The sequence below is a fragment of the Chitinophaga agri genome, assembly GCF_010093065.1.
Lineage (GTDB): Bacteria > Bacteroidota > Bacteroidia > Chitinophagales > Chitinophagaceae > Chitinophaga > Chitinophaga agri.
Genome location: NZ_CP048113.1, coordinates 6,235,743 through 6,250,653 on the forward strand (window position 1 = coordinate 6,235,743; position 14,911 = coordinate 6,250,653).

The window sequence follows — 14,911 nt, forward strand, 5'->3', positions numbered from 1 at the left end:
TTAATCGTTAAATTTAGCGCCTGGAAATATTCATCCGATACATGAAAACACATAAAACAAGTCTATAAATGCAACCAACTTTATTGATCCTTGCTGCCGGTATGGCTAGCCGCTATGGTAGCTTAAAACAGATACAGCAGTTTGGCCCCAGTGGTGAAACAATTGTTGATTACTCCATTTACGATGCTATCCGTGCCGGATTTGGCAAGATAGTGTTCATTATCCGTAAGGATTTTGAAAAAGAATTTAAAGAGATATTTGAACCGAAACTGAAGGGCCGTGTAGCGACGGATTATGTATATCAGGAAATGGATGCATTCCTGGACGGTTATCCGATGCCGGCTGACCGTACCAAGCCATGGGGTACAGCGCATGCGGTATTGTGTGCAAAGAATGCCATCAATGAACCTTTTGCTGTGATCAATGCGGATGATTTTTATGGTCGTGATTCTTTTGAGAAAGCAGCAGCTTTCCTGAAGAACGATGCTAAGCCGGACGTGTATAGCGTAGTGGGTTATCAGCTGAGCAAAACGATCAGTGAGCATGGTTCTGTTTCCCGTGGTGTATGTGCAGCAGATAGCGAGAGCAATCTGGCGGCTATCAACGAAAGGACGAAAGTATATAAAGACGGCGAGCAGATCGTGTATGAAGATGCTGATGGCAGCAAGCATGAGCTGGCGCCTGAAACACCGGTTTCTATGAACTTCTGGGGTTTCCATCCTTCTGTATTTGAGCTGAGCCAGGGTCTGTTCAAAGATTTCCTGGAAAAGAGTGGTGATAAGCCAAAGTCAGAGTTCTTCATTCCTATCGTGGTAGACCATTTCATCCAGAACAAACTGGGCGTAGTGAATGTGATACCTACCGGTGCACAGTGGTTCGGTGTTACTTATAAAGAAGATGCGCCTGGAGTGCAGGAAAGTCTTTCTGCCCTGGTAAGAAGCGGGGAATATCCAGATAACCTCTGGAAATAGCCTCGGATGATTTGTAATAATTTTGCTAATTGTATGGAATTTAGCTAAAGAAACGTTGTTTTATTTAAATATCTTCAAAAAGTGGAGATTTGTTTGCGAAATGACGAAATCTTTTGGATTGTATTGTTTTTTAGTTTAGCGACCAATACATTTGTAGAAGCAAAATTAAATGCGTCCCTCCATGTGGGTAAATAAAGACAACAATAAGATCAATCACATAGTTGCTCAGTTGAACTGGGCTATCACACTAGTCGTGATTGTCGTTGTCATTATTAGCCACCAGTATGGAGGATAGGTAAACGTGTACAATCACTAACGATAGATAAAACGCCTTCCTCCTAATGAGGAAGGCGTTTTTTTGTGCCTGTAATTGACAATCCAAAATCGAATTCTAATATCTGAATTATGTATAGCTATTACAACGAGAACACCATTCTTTACGTTAACGGGGAGTATAAGAAAGCTACCGCGGCCACTACAGACCTGTATGGCCAGTCATTACACTATGGATATGCCGTATTTGAAGGCATACGCGCTTACAAGACAGCTGATGGAACTGTGAAGATTTTTAAAGCCAAAGAACACTTCGACAGATTTAAGCGTTCCTGCGAATTAATACACATGCCGTATCCGTTCGACAACGACGAACTGGTGGCTGCATGCTACAAGGTGCTGGAAATGAACAATATGGAAGAAGCGTACATCCGTCCACTCGCTTTCTGCCCTCCCAACATGACGTTGAAAGCCGCCTCCGAAACACATGTATTGATCTGTGCATGGGAATGGGGGGCTTACCTGGGAGAAAAACTGCTGCGTGTGATGACCTCCTCTTACCAGCGCCCAAATCCAAAAGCATTCAAGATCGAATCAAAGACTGCAGGTCTGTACGTAAACTCAATCCTGGCTTCACAGGAAGCCAAGGAGAACGGTTACGACGAAGCACTGTTGCTGGATATCAACGGCTTTGTAGCTGAAGGTCCTGGTGCTAACCTGTTCTTTGAAAAAGACGGTAAGATCTTTACACCACCTCCAGGCAATATCCTGCCAGGTATTACCCGCGCTACCGTGATCGAACTGTGTCATGAACTGGGTATTCCACTGGAAGAGAAGCTTTTCACAGTTGAAGAACTGAAAACAGCTGACTGCGTATTCTATTGCGGTACTGCTGCTGAAGTTGTAGGATGGGATTCTCTTGACGGCCAGGGTTTTGCCAAGCCTTGGGCGAGCTCTCTGGGTAAACTGTTACAACAGGCTTACAAAGCGAGAGTACTGGAGAAAGAATTCGATCGCGCTGCGGTCACAGTTGCATAAGCAGCTGTTATCAGTATACAGATATTCATGAAAACTCGTGCTGATTCAGGTAGGATTTCCTCTATATGCCATACCTGGAAGTGATACACTATTATTTAAAACTGATAGTATTGTATCCTGCTCAATCAGATAGCTAACAAAGCATCACGCTTTGTACTTACATTATAAAGCGTGATGCTCTCTATATAAACACTTCGTACAGACTTACCATCCTTCCTGTAACAGCCTTTTTTTAATAAGTTGGAATTTGGATTTTTGAAAGTACATTATCCAGTGCCATAGCGGATTTGGCCATGAAATGAAGAGATTTGAATACCGGCTAACGGGTTCGGAATTGGTTTGGAGTTTGGCTTTTATAACTGCTATTTTGTACCTACTTAAATAGCAACCCGGAAATTTTAATAAACAGATGGAATTGAACAAATACAGCAAAACGCTCACTCAGGATCCTACGCAGCCGGCCACACAGGCGCAGCTGTATGCACTTGGTTTAACTGAAGAAGACCTGAAGAAAGCGCAGGTAGGCATTGCCAGTATGGGTTACGACGGTAATCCGTGTAACATGCACCTTAATGACCTCGCTCAGGTGGTCAAGAAAGGGGTCTGGGCTAATAACCTTGTAGGACTCACTTTCCATACTATTGGCGTCAGCGATGGTATGACAAATGGTACTCCTGGTATGCGTTATTCCCTGGTCAGCCGCGATCTGATTGCTGATTCCATCGAAACCGTTGTAGGTGCCCAGTACTATGATGGATTGATCACCGTACCTGGCTGCGATAAGAATATGCCTGGGTCCCTGATAGCAATGGGACGTCTGAACCGTCCTTCTATCATGGTGTATGGTGGCTCTACCGCTCCTGGTAAATACAAAGGAAAAGATCTGAATATTATCTCTGCATTTGAAGCCCTCGGTCAGAAAATCGCCGGTCAGCTGAGCGAAGAAGACTTCAAAGGCATCGTACAACATTCCTGCCCTGGCGCCGGTGCCTGTGGTGGTATGTATACCGCAAATACCATGTCCTCTGCTATTGAGGCATTAGGTATGAGCCTTCCTTACAGCTCTTCCAATCCTGCTTTAAGCAAGGAAAAAAGAGACGAATGCCTGGATGCTGGTAAGTATATCCACATCCTGCTGGAAAAAGATATTAAGCCTTCCGATATCATGACGTATGAAGCATTCGAGAATGCGGCTACCGTTGTGATGGCGCTGGGTGGTAGTACCAACGCTGTACTGCACTTCATAGCTATTGCCAAGGCGATAGGCGTGAAATTCAGACTGGAAGATTTCCAGCGCATCAGTGACAAAACACCGCTGATCGCTGATCTGAAACCAAGTGGTAAATACCTGATGGAAGACCTGCATAACATTGGCGGTGTTCCATTGGTAATGAAATATCTGCTGAAAAAGGGATACCTGCATGGTCACTGTCTGACAGTAACCGGTAAGACCCTGGCAGAAAACCTGGAAAGTGTACCAGACCTGGAATTTGAAGGTCAGGATATCATCGTTCCGGTAGAAAAGCCGATCAAGGCAACTGGTCACATCCAGATGCTTTATGGTAACATCGCAGAACTGGGTTCTGTGGCAAAGATCACCGGTAAAGAAGGCCTTAGCTTCCGTGGCCCTGCACGTGTGTTTGAAGGTGAGTACGAACTCATAGCAGGTATCCAGAATGGCCGTGTGAAAGCGGGCGATGTGGTGGTGATCAGACAGGTAGGTCCGAAAGGAGCACCAGGTATGCCTGAGATGCTGAAACCGACCTCCGCTATCATGGGAGCCGGTCTTGGTAAGAACGTAGCACTGATTACAGATGGCCGTTTCTCTGGTGGTACGCACGGTTTCGTGGTAGGGCATATCACACCGGAAGCGGTGGACGGAGGTGCTATCGGTCTGGTAAAAGACAATGACATTATTGAGATTGACGCCGAAAAGAATACGATCAATGTGGAACTGAGTGCAGAAGAACTGGCAGCCCGCAGGGCACAATGGGTGAAACCCGCATTGAAAGTAACTAACGGTGTATTATATAAATATGCAAAACTCGTTTCTAATGCAACAGAAGGATGTGTTACCGATGAAGCCTGAGCCGGCTGAAAAGCGGGCGGCAGCAACAGCTGCCCCACTTAATATCACTGGTTCCGAGGCAGTGATCCGCTCGCTGATTGCAGAAGGTGTTGAAACCATTTTCGGCTATCCTGGCGGCGCTATTATGCCAATTTATGATGCCCTCTACGATTTTCAGAAAGAAGTACATCACATATTGGTCCGTCACGAACAGGGTGCTACGCATGCTGCACAGGGCTATGCGCGTACCTCCGGTAAAACCGGTGTAGTCTTCGCTACTTCCGGTCCCGGCGCCACAAACCTGGTGACAGGTCTGGCTGACGCTTACATGGACTCTACTCCGATGGTATGTATCACTGGTCAGGTGGCAGCTCACCTGCTGGGTACAGATGCATTCCAGGAGACCGACGTGATCGGTATTACCATGCCTATCACCAAATGGAATATTCAGGTCACACGTCCTGAAGATATTCCGGGTGCTATAGCAAAGGCCTTCTATATCGCTGGTAGCGGCCGTCCGGGTCCGGTACTGGTAGATATCACCAGGAATGCTCAGGTAGCGAAGTTTGATTTTGAGTATAAGAAATGTGACTATATCCGTAGCTACCGCCCTGTTCCGAAACTGGATCCGGAGGCAGTAGCAGCAGCGGCTGAGCTGATCAATAACGCCAGGAGACCATATATTTTCTGCGGTCATGGCGTACTGTTATCAGGTGCAGAAAAAGAGCTGATCCAGCTGGCTGAGAAAGCAGGTATCCCTGTAGCATCTACCTTACTTGGATTGTCTGCTGTACCGGTTGATCATCCGCAGTATGTAGGTTATCTCGGTATGCATGGTAACTACGCGCCGAACATCATGACCAATGAGTGTGATGTATTGATCGCAGTAGGTATGCGTTTCGACGACCGTATCACCGGAGATGTATCACAATATGTGAAACAGGCAAAAGTGATCCATATTGAAATCGATGCTGCTGAGATCAACAAGATCATCAAAGCGGATGTAGCTGTTCATGCAGATGCGAAAACTGCACTGGAAGCATTACTGAAGCTGGTAAAACCTGCGAAGCATGATGAATGGTTACAGGGTTTCCGTGAGGCAGATAAACAGGAAGAAGAAAAAGTATCTAAAAAGGAACTTTATCCTGCTGAAGGTGGTTTGAAGATGGCAGAAGTGGTTCGTCTGATCTCTGAAAGAACAGAAGGTAAGGCGGTACTGGTAACAGACGTAGGCCAGCACCAGATGATCGCTTCCCGTTACTACCGTTTTAAAGATCCGAATACCAACATCACTTCTGGTGGTATGGGTACAATGGGTTTTGCACTGCCGGCAGCGATGGGTGCGAAAGTAGGTACACCAGAAAAAGAAGTGGTAGCAGTGATCGGTGATGGTTGCTTCCAGATGACATTGCAGGAACTGGGGACTATCTATCAGTCTGAAATAGGCGTGAAAATAGTGATCCTGAACAATAACTTCCTGGGTATGGTGCGTCAATGGCAGCAGTTGTTCTTTGACAAACGTTACTCATCCACAGAAATGACCAACCCTGACTTCGTACAGATCGCGAAAGGGTTCTTCATTCCGGGTAAGAAAGTTACTGACCGTGCAGATATCACGGCTGCTGTAGATGAGATGATGTCTCATAAAGGCGCTTATCTGCTGGAAGTAGTTGTGGAGAAAGAAGACAACGTATTCCCAATGGTGCCTTCCGGCCAGCCGATAGCAAATATCAGGCTCGAGTAGCAGGGAGAAAGGAATCAGCAATCATTAACACGAACACTATGCAAAAAGAATATACAGTAACGGTATACACAGAAGACAGGATTGGGATCACCAATCGCATCTGTGTTATCTTCACCCGCCGTGGCATAAACATCACGAGTCTTACTACGGCTGAGACGGAGATCCCAGGCGTATATAAGTTCATCATCACTGTCATTTCCGAAAAGGAGAAACTGGTGAAGATCGTTGGTCAGATAGAAAGGCTGATCGAAATTCACCGCGCATTTGTGCATGAAGAAGATGAAGTAGTGTACCAGGAACTGGCCCTCTACAAGATCTCTACCAAGGCACTGCAGAACGGTAATATCGAGCTGCTGATCCGTGAGAACAATGCACGTATCCTGACAATTACGGAGGATTATTTTGTACTTGAGAAGACCGGTCATCAGCAGGAGCTGATCGATCTGCAGGCGAAACTTGCACCTTATGGTCTGATTGAATATTCGAAGAGTGGACGGGTGGCTATCATTAAATGGAGCCGTCGTTTCCATGATCATCTGAAAGAGCTGGAGCAGCAACGCCCGGACAACCTGAAGCAGGCAACATATTCTGAACACACAGAGGTATCTGCAGAAGAAGAAAGTATCTAGTTTACAACATTTATAAAAAAAACAAACACTATCAAAACATGGCAACCATCAATTTTGGAGGGGTACTGGAAGACGTAGTAACCAGAGAAGAATTCCCAATGGAAAAAGCTAGAGAAGTGCTGAAAGATGAAGTGATAGCTATCATCGGTTACGGCGTACAGGGTCCCGGCCAGGCACTGAACCTGAAAGACAACGGTTTCAATGTTATCATCGGTCAGCGTAAAGATTCTAAAACCTGGGATAAAGCTATCGCTGATGGTTGGGTTCCTGGTCAGACGCTGTTCGAAATCGAAGAAGCTGCACAGAAAGGTACCATCATTCAGTTCCTGTTGAGCGATGCCGGTCAGATCGCGCTGTGGCCTACATTAAAACCACACCTGACTAAAGGTAAAGCATTGTATTTCTCCCATGGTTTTGGTATCACTTATAAAGACCAGACTAATATCATTCCTCCAGCTGACGTAGACGTGATCCTGGTTGCCCCTAAAGGTTCCGGTACATCCCTGCGCAGATTGTTCCTGGCTGGTCAGGGACTGAACTCCAGCTTTGCTATCTATCAGGATGCAACTGGTAAGGCACGTGACCGCGTTATCGCACTGGGTATCGGTGTAGGTTCAGGTTACCTGTTCGAAACTGACTTCCTGAAAGAAGTTACCTCTGACTTAACAGGTGAGCGTGGTACCCTGATGGGTGCTATCCAGGGTATCTTCGCTGCTCAGTACGAAGTACTGCGCAAGAATGGTCACTCTCCATCTGAAGCATTCAACGAAACAGTAGAAGAACTGACCCAGTCGCTGATGCCACTCGTTGCTGAAAACGGTATGGACTGGATGTATGCTAACTGTTCTACTACTGCTCAGCGTGGTGCGCTTGACTGGTGGAAGAAATTCAAAGCTGCAAGCCAGCCAGTATTCGAAGAACTGTACGCAAGTGTTGCTGCAGGTAAAGAAGCTGCACGCTCTATCGCTTCTAACAGTACTCCTGACTATCGTGATAAACTGAACGAAGAACTGAGAGAACTGCGTGAAAGCGAAATGTGGCAGGCTGGTGCTGCTGTAAGAAAGCTGCGCCCAAATAACTAATAATACAATTAGGAATTAGGAGTGAGGGAATGAGGAATTATGATGCAGCGGGAATACGTTCTCCGCTTACATGTAACGCCTCATTCCTAATTCTTAGTTCCTAATTTCTTAACTCCTGATTAAAATGTCCCAGGTATTAACAAGTGTGAACCCGCTCAACATCCTTGATGCTGCGGTTAAGTTAAAGCCTGTGGTGAACCGTACCCCGCTTACCTATAGCGCCACGCTCTCCCGCAGGTACAATGCAGATGTCTATCTTAAGAGAGAAGACATGCAGATTGTAAGGTCTTATAAATTACGCGGGGCATATAACCTGATTAGCAGCCTGGATAAGGAAACGCTATCAAAGGGTGTAACTTGTGCCAGCGCCGGTAACCATGCACAGGGCTTCGCCTACGCATGCCGTCAGCTGGACATTAAAGGCGTGTGTTTCATGCCTATCATTACTCCAAAACAAAAGGTCAACCAGGTGAATATGTTCGGTGGTGATAACATCGAGATCAGACTGGTTGGTGATACGTTTGATGATTGTGCGGCGGAAGCCCAGGCTTTTACCAAAGCGCACAACATGACTTTTATTCCTCCGTTCGATGATGCAAAGATCATTGAAGGGCAGGGTACCGTGGCTGTAGAGGTGCTGGAAGACCAGGCGAAGATTGATTACGTGTTTGTGCCAATCGGTGGTGGCGGACTCGCAGCAGGCTTAGGTACTTATTTCAAGACATATAGTCCCCTTACACAGATCATTGGTGTGGAGCCAGAGGGTGCTCCTTCCATGAGTCGTGCACTGGAGGCAGGTGAGCCTGTTACACTGAACGAGATTGAGCGTTTCGTGGATGGTGCTGCCGTTAAAAGAGTGGGTGCACTGACATTCAGCATCTGCAAAGACGTTCTGGCAAAAATGCAGCTGGTACCGGAAGGGAAGGTTTGCTCAACTATATTAAGACTGTATAATGAAGATGCGATCGTAGTAGAACCTGCGGGCGCACTGTCCATCGCAGCACTGGATTACTACGCAAAGGAAATCGAGGGAAAGAAAGTGGTGTGCGTGGTAAGTGGTAGTAACAATGACATCGATCGTATGCAGGAGATCAAGGAACGGTCATTGTTATATGAAGGTCTGAAACATTACTTCATCATTCGTTTCGTACAGCGTCCGGGCGCATTGAAAGAATTCGTGAACCATGTACTGGGGCCTAACGATGATATTACCCGTTTTGAATTTATTCAGAAACACAATAAGGAAACAGGCCCTGCACTGATAGGCGTGGAGCTGAAGAACAGGGAGGATTACGATATCCTGCTGGCTAATTTCCGCAAATACAATATTCACTTCACGGAACTGAACAAGGACGATAACCTGTTCGGTTACCTGGTGTAAGACGTTCATTATACACACTTTGACAAGGGCATTATGTTTTGGTTATAAAACATGATGCCCTTGTTGCATATGTGACAATTACCGTTTTTATCGCTAATTTGAAGACAAAATCTGCGAGTATGAGTAATTTTATGCAGGCGGCTGTATTACATGCGTTTGGACCGGCCACTGCTTTCAGAATAGAGAAAGTAGCGATACCCCTGCCAGCAGCAGGAGAGGTACTTGTTAAAGTAAAGGCGATTGGCCTGAACCCAGTTGATTTTAAAACCCGTTCGGGAAAAGGATATGCGTCATTTCAGACACTGCCAGCCATATTAGGTTGGGATATAGCCGGAGAGGTAGTCAGTGTAGGTGATGGTGTAAGCAGATTTGTTACAGGCGACCGTATTTTCGGTATGAGTAATTTTCCCAACCCCGGTAACGCATATGCAGAATATGCTGTTGTACACGAAGATGAGTTTGCCATTATTCCTAAAGATATATCATTTGAAGTGGCTGCAGGTACTCCGCTTGCAGGCCTGACCGCCTGGGAAGCCCTGTTTGATCATGCAGGTATTACCTGGGGACAACGTGTACTGATCCAGGCTGCCGCTGGTGGGGTTGGTCATATTGCGGTGCAACTGGCAAAATGGAAGCACTGTTTTGTAGCTGCTACGGCATCCGCAGCTAATCACCCTTTCCTGAAGGAACTGGGAGCAGACCAGTTAATTGATTATAAAACCCAGCAGTTCGAAGAAGTTGTTGACGGGGTAGATGTTGTGTTGGATGGTATGGGTGGAGAAACTGCACTGCGGTCACTGGATATACTGAACCGTGGCGGCGTGCTGGTGTCATTACCCAGTATGTATAAAGATGATCCGGCTGTGATAGCGAAGGCAAAGGAGAAAGGCGTGGAAGTGAAATGGATGTCGGTACGACCATCCGGTGAAAGGATCGAGCAGCTGGCAGCCCTGCTGAGTAATAACCGGTTAAAAGTAGAAATAGATAAGACCTTCCCACTCACTGAAATAGTACAGGCACACCAGCAACTGGAGCTGGGGCATGGAAGGGGTAAAATAGTATTAACAGTATAGCCATATTGGACAAAGGATGTGAGCTTAATTAATGTCAGGTTGACATCTAAAAAAAGAGTACATTTGGAGATACAATACATCGCAGGGTCAGACGTTTGAAGAACAGGTTGTTACGGCCAAATCAGAGCGCATGTTAAGTTACTGGGAGAAACAAAGCCTTTTACAATACGACTATATCATTGCCGGCAGTGGTATAGTAGGGCTCTCTACAGCCATTAGCATAAAGGAAAAACTACCGGCTGCCCGTGTATTGATCCTTGAAAAAGAGATTCTGCCAACAGGTGCGAGCACTAAAAACGCCGGTTTTGCCTGTATCGGAAGTCTTACAGAGCTGCTCTCAGATCTGAAGACCATGCCGCCTGAAGATGTACTGGCCCTTTTACAGATGCGGCGCAATGGACTGCAGTTGTTGCGTAAACGGATCGGGGACGAGTACATGGAATATCAGGAGAATGGTAGTCACGAGCTGATAGGCGTTGAACAGGAACACACCCTTTCGGAAATAGATAAGGTAAACGCTATGCTGCGGCCGTTGCTGGGCGGAGAAGCGTTTACCCTGGTCAGCGACAGATTAGGAAGGTTCCGTTTCAACACGGACTATGTAAAGGCCCTGATCAGCAATAACTTCGAAGGAGAGCTTCATACCGGGAAAATGATGCGGTGTCTGATAGACATCGCCATTGCCAGGGGAGTGGAGATTAAGACAGGTTGTACCGTAAGCCGTTTTGAAGATCTGCAGACAGGCGTTCGTGTAGTAGTGCCCAGGGCCGATGGTGAAGAGATCGGATTCATGGCCCGCAGGGTGGCCATCTGCACAAATGCTTTCGCCAGGGAACTGATGCCCGACGTGGATTTACAGCCAGGCAGAGGACAGGTATTACTAACCAATGTTATTCCTGATCTGCCCTTCCGGGGAGTATTTCATATGGACGAGGGGTATTATTATTTCCGGGAGCTGGATGGCAGAGTGCTGTTTGGCGGTGGCAGAAATCTCGATTTTACAAAAGAGGCCACAACAAGTTTTGATCTGAACCAGGAGATACAGCAGCAATTGGAAAACCGGCTCCGCAACATTATCTTACCGGAGCATTCCTTTATGATAACTGACCGCTGGACCGGAATCATGGCTTTTGGCAAAACCCGCCAGCCGGTGATACGGTTCCATACACGCAACATAGTATCAGGTGTCCGGATGGGCGGTATGGGCGTCGCAATAGGTTCCGCTGTAGGAGAACAACTCTCCTCACTGCTGACTGAATAACAAATGAAAAACAAAAAATATGTCCAACACGTAGTGAAAAATTTTAAACGTAAATTTTACGTTTATTAAAAATGTTGCTATATTGATTCCTAATTTAATTACCACGTACCACGTTTTTTTATGCAAAAGAGCTTACAATTCCTCGATTATGTTGTTTTCTTAGTGTATTTCGTGATTGTTGCCGGTTACGGTCTCTATATCTACCAAAAGAAAAAACGCAAAACGACTGATTCCAAAGACTTCTTCCTGGCGGAGGGTTCTCTTACCTGGTGGGCAATTGGTGCCTCTCTGATCGCTTCCAATATTTCTGCGGAGCAGTTTATCGGGATGGCAGGTTCCGGTTTTAATATAGGTCTGGCTATCTCCACTTATGAGTGGATGGCTGCTGCGACACTGATTATCGTCGCAGTATTCTTCCTGCCGATCTATCTGAAGAATAAGATTTATACCATGCCGCAATTCCTGCTGACAAGGTATAATAAAACGGTAAGTACGATCATGGCCGTCTTCTGGCTGTTACTGTACGTGGTGGTTAACCTTACCTCTATCCTTTATCTGGGTGCGCTGGCAGTAAATACGATATCAGGTATTAACTTCTACCTGTGTATGAGCCTTATCGCGGTATTTGCGATCGTGATCACCCTGGGTGGTATGAAAGTGATCGGTTATACCGACGTAATCCAGGTGTTCTTCCTGATACTGGGTGGTCTGGTAACGACTTACCTGGCGTTAAGCCTGGTGTCTGAGCATTTTGGTGAAACAGGTGTACTGAAAGGCTTCTCCCTGATGACCAAAAATGCAGAAGAGCATTTCCATATGATCCTGAAAAAAGATAACCCGCATTACCTTGACCTTCCGGGTCTCACCGTACTGGTAGGTGGTATGTGGATCGTGAACCTGAACTACTGGGGTTGTAACCAGTATATCACGCAACGTGCACTGGGTGCCGATCTGAAAACAGCCCGTAGCGGTTTGCTGTTCGCAGGTTTTCTGAAACTCCTGATGCCTGTTATCGTGGTATTACCTGGTATCGCAGCTTATGTATTATATAAAGAAGGTGTGTTCTCCTCTGAAATGATGAAAGCAGGTGAACTGAATCCTGATAACGCTTACCCTGTGCTGATGAACCTTCTGCCTGCTGGTATGAAGGGTCTGGCCTTTGCGGCCCTGACTGCAGCAGTAGTAGCTTCCCTCGCTGGTAAGGCAAACAGTATCTCTACTATTTTCTCTCTCGACATTTATAAAGAGATCTTTAACAGATCAGCAGGCGAAAAAGAGATCGTGAATGTAGGTCGTATCGTTGTAATTGTTGCGATGATACTGGCTATTATTATCTCTCCGTTCCTGGGTATTGATAAGAAAGGTGGTTTCCAGTTCATACAGGAATACACCGGCTTTGTATCTCCAGGTATTTTTGCGATGTTCTTACTGGGCTTCTTCTGGAAGAAAACTACCTCAAATGCAGCCTTGTTTGCGATGATCGGTGGTTTTGCTATGTCTATCTTCCTGAAATTCCTGCCTAACTGGACTAATCTCAGCTTCTTGTACGATCTGGGTTTTGCTGTACCTAATCCTGCTAATCTGGATGCAAATAAGAATCCGATCTACGAAATTCCATTCCTCGACCGTATGGGAATCGTATTCGTGGTATGTGTGGTAGGTATGATCATTATTTCTCTGGTGGCTCCCGCTACAAAACATGTTGTAGCCGGCGGTACTGTGGTGGCGACTGAAGGCGAACAGAAAGGTTTGGAAGTAGATCCAACCATGTTCAGAACATCTACAGGTTTTACCGTGATCGCACTGCTGATATGTGGTATCCTGGCTGCGCTGTATACCATTTTCTGGTAGCAGACTATATTGATTGATAAATTAACCATCAAGAAACGAAGAAGCTTGCTATGAGATATACGATTGGATACGACATCGGTTCCTCCTCCGTGAAAGCGGCACTGCTGGATGTTGAAACGGGAAAATGCCTGGCTACAGCCATCAGTCCTGCACAGGAAATGCCTATGCTGGCACCTGTAGCCGGATGGGCAGAACAGGATCCGGAAATGTGGTGGCAGGAAGTACAAAATGCGACGAAAAAACTACAGCAACAGCATCCCTTTGATGGGAATGCTGTTGCTGGTATTGGTATCGCCTACCAGATGCACGGTCTGGTGTGTGTAGACAAAGACCAACAGGTACTGCGTCCTTCTATTATATGGTGTGACAGCCGTGCGGTTGAAATAGGTAATGAGGCCTTCAACAGCCTGGGACATAACTGGTCCCTGCAATATCTGCTGAATTCACCTGGTAACTTCACGGCTTCGAAATTGCGCTGGGTACAGCAGTTCGAGCCTGAGATCTATGAGCGCATTGACAAGATTATGCTGCCGGGCGACTTTATTGCCATGCGTCTGACAGGCGAAGCCGCTACTACGATCTCCGGGCTTTCTGAAGGGATCTTCTGGGATTTCAGCGGCCGTCAGGTTTCACCTGTATTACTGAAGCATTATAATATCGATGAACGCCTGTTGTCAACCATAGTGCCTACATTCGGTCTACAGGGAAAAGTGACTTCAAAGGCTGCTGCCATACTAGGTATCGCTGCCGGCACACCGGTAACCTACCGTGCAGGTGACCAGCCGAACAATGCGTTTTCTCTTAACGTATTGAAACCGGGTGAAGCTGCAACGACTGCGGGTACTTCCGGTGTAGTCTACGCTGTGCATGATCATATAGCTTTTGATGAAGAAAGCCGTGTGAATACATTCGTGCATGTTAATGATACAAAAGAAGCACCCCGCAATGGTGTATTAATGTGTCTTAACGGTACCGGTATCATGAACAGCTGGTTAAGACAGGTAACAGGTAACCTGGATTATAATGAAATGAATATCCTGGCAGCAAAAGCGCCTGCCGGTTCCCGGGGCTTAAACATTTATCCTTTTGGTAATGGAGCAGAACGTATCCTGAGCAATAAGGAAACTGGTGCAGTATTCAACGGGATTAACTTCAATATACACAGTCGTGAACACCTGCTGCGCGCCGCACAGGAAGGTATCGTATTTGCCCTGAAATATGGTATGGATATCATGACCGGAATGGGACTGAACATCCACCGTGTAAGGGCAGGACAGGCTAATATGTTCCTCAGTCCTCTTTTCCGCGAAGTATTTGCCAATACCGCCAATGTAGTGATCGAACTGTATAATACAGACGGGGCACAGGGGGCAGCAAGAGCTGCCGGTATAGGGGCAGGACTTTACAGTGAACAGGATGCATTCCGCGGCATGGAATGCCTGGCTACCATCGAGCCGGATGCCGCTTTACAACAACAGTATGCTGGTATCTACAACCAGTGGCTGGATGGCTTACAGCATATTATAAAGTAACTGCGTTA

The 14,911-nt window shown here is 46.4% G+C and carries 11 protein-coding genes; all 11 read left to right on the forward strand.

Annotated elements, in window-relative coordinates; all coding sequences use genetic code 11:
- The first annotated feature begins 68 nt into the window (after window positions 1-68).
- The 11 genes from GWR21_RS25025 (at window position 69) to GWR21_RS25075 (ending at window position 14,903) form a co-directional block, all read left to right on the forward strand.
- Window positions 69-971, forward strand: a complete 903-nt coding sequence (locus tag GWR21_RS25025) for a sugar phosphate nucleotidyltransferase (protein WP_162334397.1) — start codon at window positions 69-71, stop codon at window positions 969-971.
- A 405-nt stretch (window positions 972-1,376) separates the two neighbouring features.
- Window positions 1,377-2,282, forward strand: a complete 906-nt coding sequence (locus GWR21_RS25030; RefSeq protein WP_162334399.1) for a branched-chain amino acid transaminase — start codon at window positions 1,377-1,379, stop codon at window positions 2,280-2,282.
- Between the two features lie 409 nt (window positions 2,283-2,691).
- The gene (ilvD, locus tag GWR21_RS25035; RefSeq protein ID WP_162334400.1) at window positions 2,692-4,371 is read left to right on the forward strand and encodes a dihydroxy-acid dehydratase; all 1,680 of its coding nucleotides are present in this window, start codon (window positions 2,692-2,694) and stop codon (window positions 4,369-4,371) included.
- Entirely contained in the window at window positions 4,337-6,094 is a 1,758-nt protein-coding gene (gene ilvB, locus GWR21_RS25040; RefSeq protein ID WP_317165753.1) for a biosynthetic-type acetolactate synthase large subunit, read from the forward strand. The genes ilvD and ilvB overlap by 35 nt, the downstream gene beginning before the upstream one ends.
- Window positions 6,095-6,132: 38 nt before the next feature.
- A complete protein-coding gene (gene ilvN, locus GWR21_RS25045; protein ID WP_162334402.1) occupies window positions 6,133-6,723 on the forward strand; it encodes an acetolactate synthase small subunit in 591 nt (196 codons plus the stop codon).
- 38 nt (window positions 6,724-6,761) lie between these two features.
- Window positions 6,762-7,805 carry a ketol-acid reductoisomerase gene (ilvC, locus tag GWR21_RS25050; protein WP_162334404.1) on the forward strand — a complete coding sequence of 348 codons (1,044 nt, stop codon included), beginning with the start codon at window positions 6,762-6,764 and terminating at the stop codon, window positions 7,803-7,805.
- 124 nt (window positions 7,806-7,929) lie between these two features.
- Entirely contained in the window at window positions 7,930-9,186 is a 1,257-nt protein-coding gene (gene ilvA / locus GWR21_RS25055) for a threonine ammonia-lyase (protein ID WP_162334406.1), read from the forward strand.
- Between the two features lie 119 nt (window positions 9,187-9,305).
- The gene (locus tag GWR21_RS25060) at window positions 9,306-10,259 is read left to right on the forward strand and encodes an NADP-dependent oxidoreductase (RefSeq protein WP_162334408.1); all 954 of its coding nucleotides are present in this window, start codon (window positions 9,306-9,308) and stop codon (window positions 10,257-10,259) included.
- A 130-nt stretch (window positions 10,260-10,389) separates the two neighbouring features.
- Complete coding sequence (locus tag GWR21_RS25065) at window positions 10,390-11,520, forward strand: NAD(P)/FAD-dependent oxidoreductase (RefSeq protein ID WP_162334410.1); 1,131 nt, start codon at window positions 10,390-10,392, stop codon at window positions 11,518-11,520.
- A 120-nt stretch (window positions 11,521-11,640) separates the two neighbouring features.
- Complete coding sequence (locus tag GWR21_RS25070) at window positions 11,641-13,371, forward strand: sodium/sugar symporter (protein ID WP_162334412.1); 1,731 nt, start codon at window positions 11,641-11,643, stop codon at window positions 13,369-13,371.
- Window positions 13,372-13,421: 50 nt separating this feature from the next.
- Window positions 13,422-14,903, forward strand: coding sequence for a xylulokinase (locus GWR21_RS25075; protein ID WP_162334413.1), 1,482 nt, complete (start codon window positions 13,422-13,424; stop codon window positions 14,901-14,903).
- Window positions 14,904-14,911: the final 8 nt, after the last annotated feature.

Bases quoted from the DNA above. Each gene is read 5' to 3' on its own strand.
- ilvB (WP_317165753.1), top strand. From the start codon at position 4,337: ATGCAACAGAAGGATGTGTTACCGATGAAGCCTGAGCCGGCTGAAAAG.
- ilvD (WP_162334400.1), top strand. From the start codon at position 2,692: ATGGAATTGAACAAATACAGCAAAACGCTCACTCAGGATCCTACGCAG.
- GWR21_RS25060 (WP_162334408.1), top strand. From the start codon at position 9,306: ATGAGTAATTTTATGCAGGCGGCTGTATTACATGCGTTTGGACCGGCC.
- GWR21_RS25070 (WP_162334412.1), top strand. From the start codon at position 11,641: ATGCAAAAGAGCTTACAATTCCTCGATTATGTTGTTTTCTTAGTGTAT.
- ilvC (WP_162334404.1), top strand. From the start codon at position 6,762: ATGGCAACCATCAATTTTGGAGGGGTACTGGAAGACGTAGTAACCAGA.
- GWR21_RS25025 (WP_162334397.1), top strand. From the start codon at position 69: ATGCAACCAACTTTATTGATCCTTGCTGCCGGTATGGCTAGCCGCTAT.
- ilvA (WP_162334406.1), top strand. From the start codon at position 7,930: ATGTCCCAGGTATTAACAAGTGTGAACCCGCTCAACATCCTTGATGCT.
- ilvN (WP_162334402.1), top strand. From the start codon at position 6,133: ATGCAAAAAGAATATACAGTAACGGTATACACAGAAGACAGGATTGGG.
- GWR21_RS25065 (WP_162334410.1), top strand. From the start codon at position 10,390: ATGTTAAGTTACTGGGAGAAACAAAGCCTTTTACAATACGACTATATC.
- GWR21_RS25030 (WP_162334399.1), top strand. From the start codon at position 1,377: ATGTATAGCTATTACAACGAGAACACCATTCTTTACGTTAACGGGGAG.
- GWR21_RS25075 (WP_162334413.1), top strand. From the start codon at position 13,422: ATGAGATATACGATTGGATACGACATCGGTTCCTCCTCCGTGAAAGCG.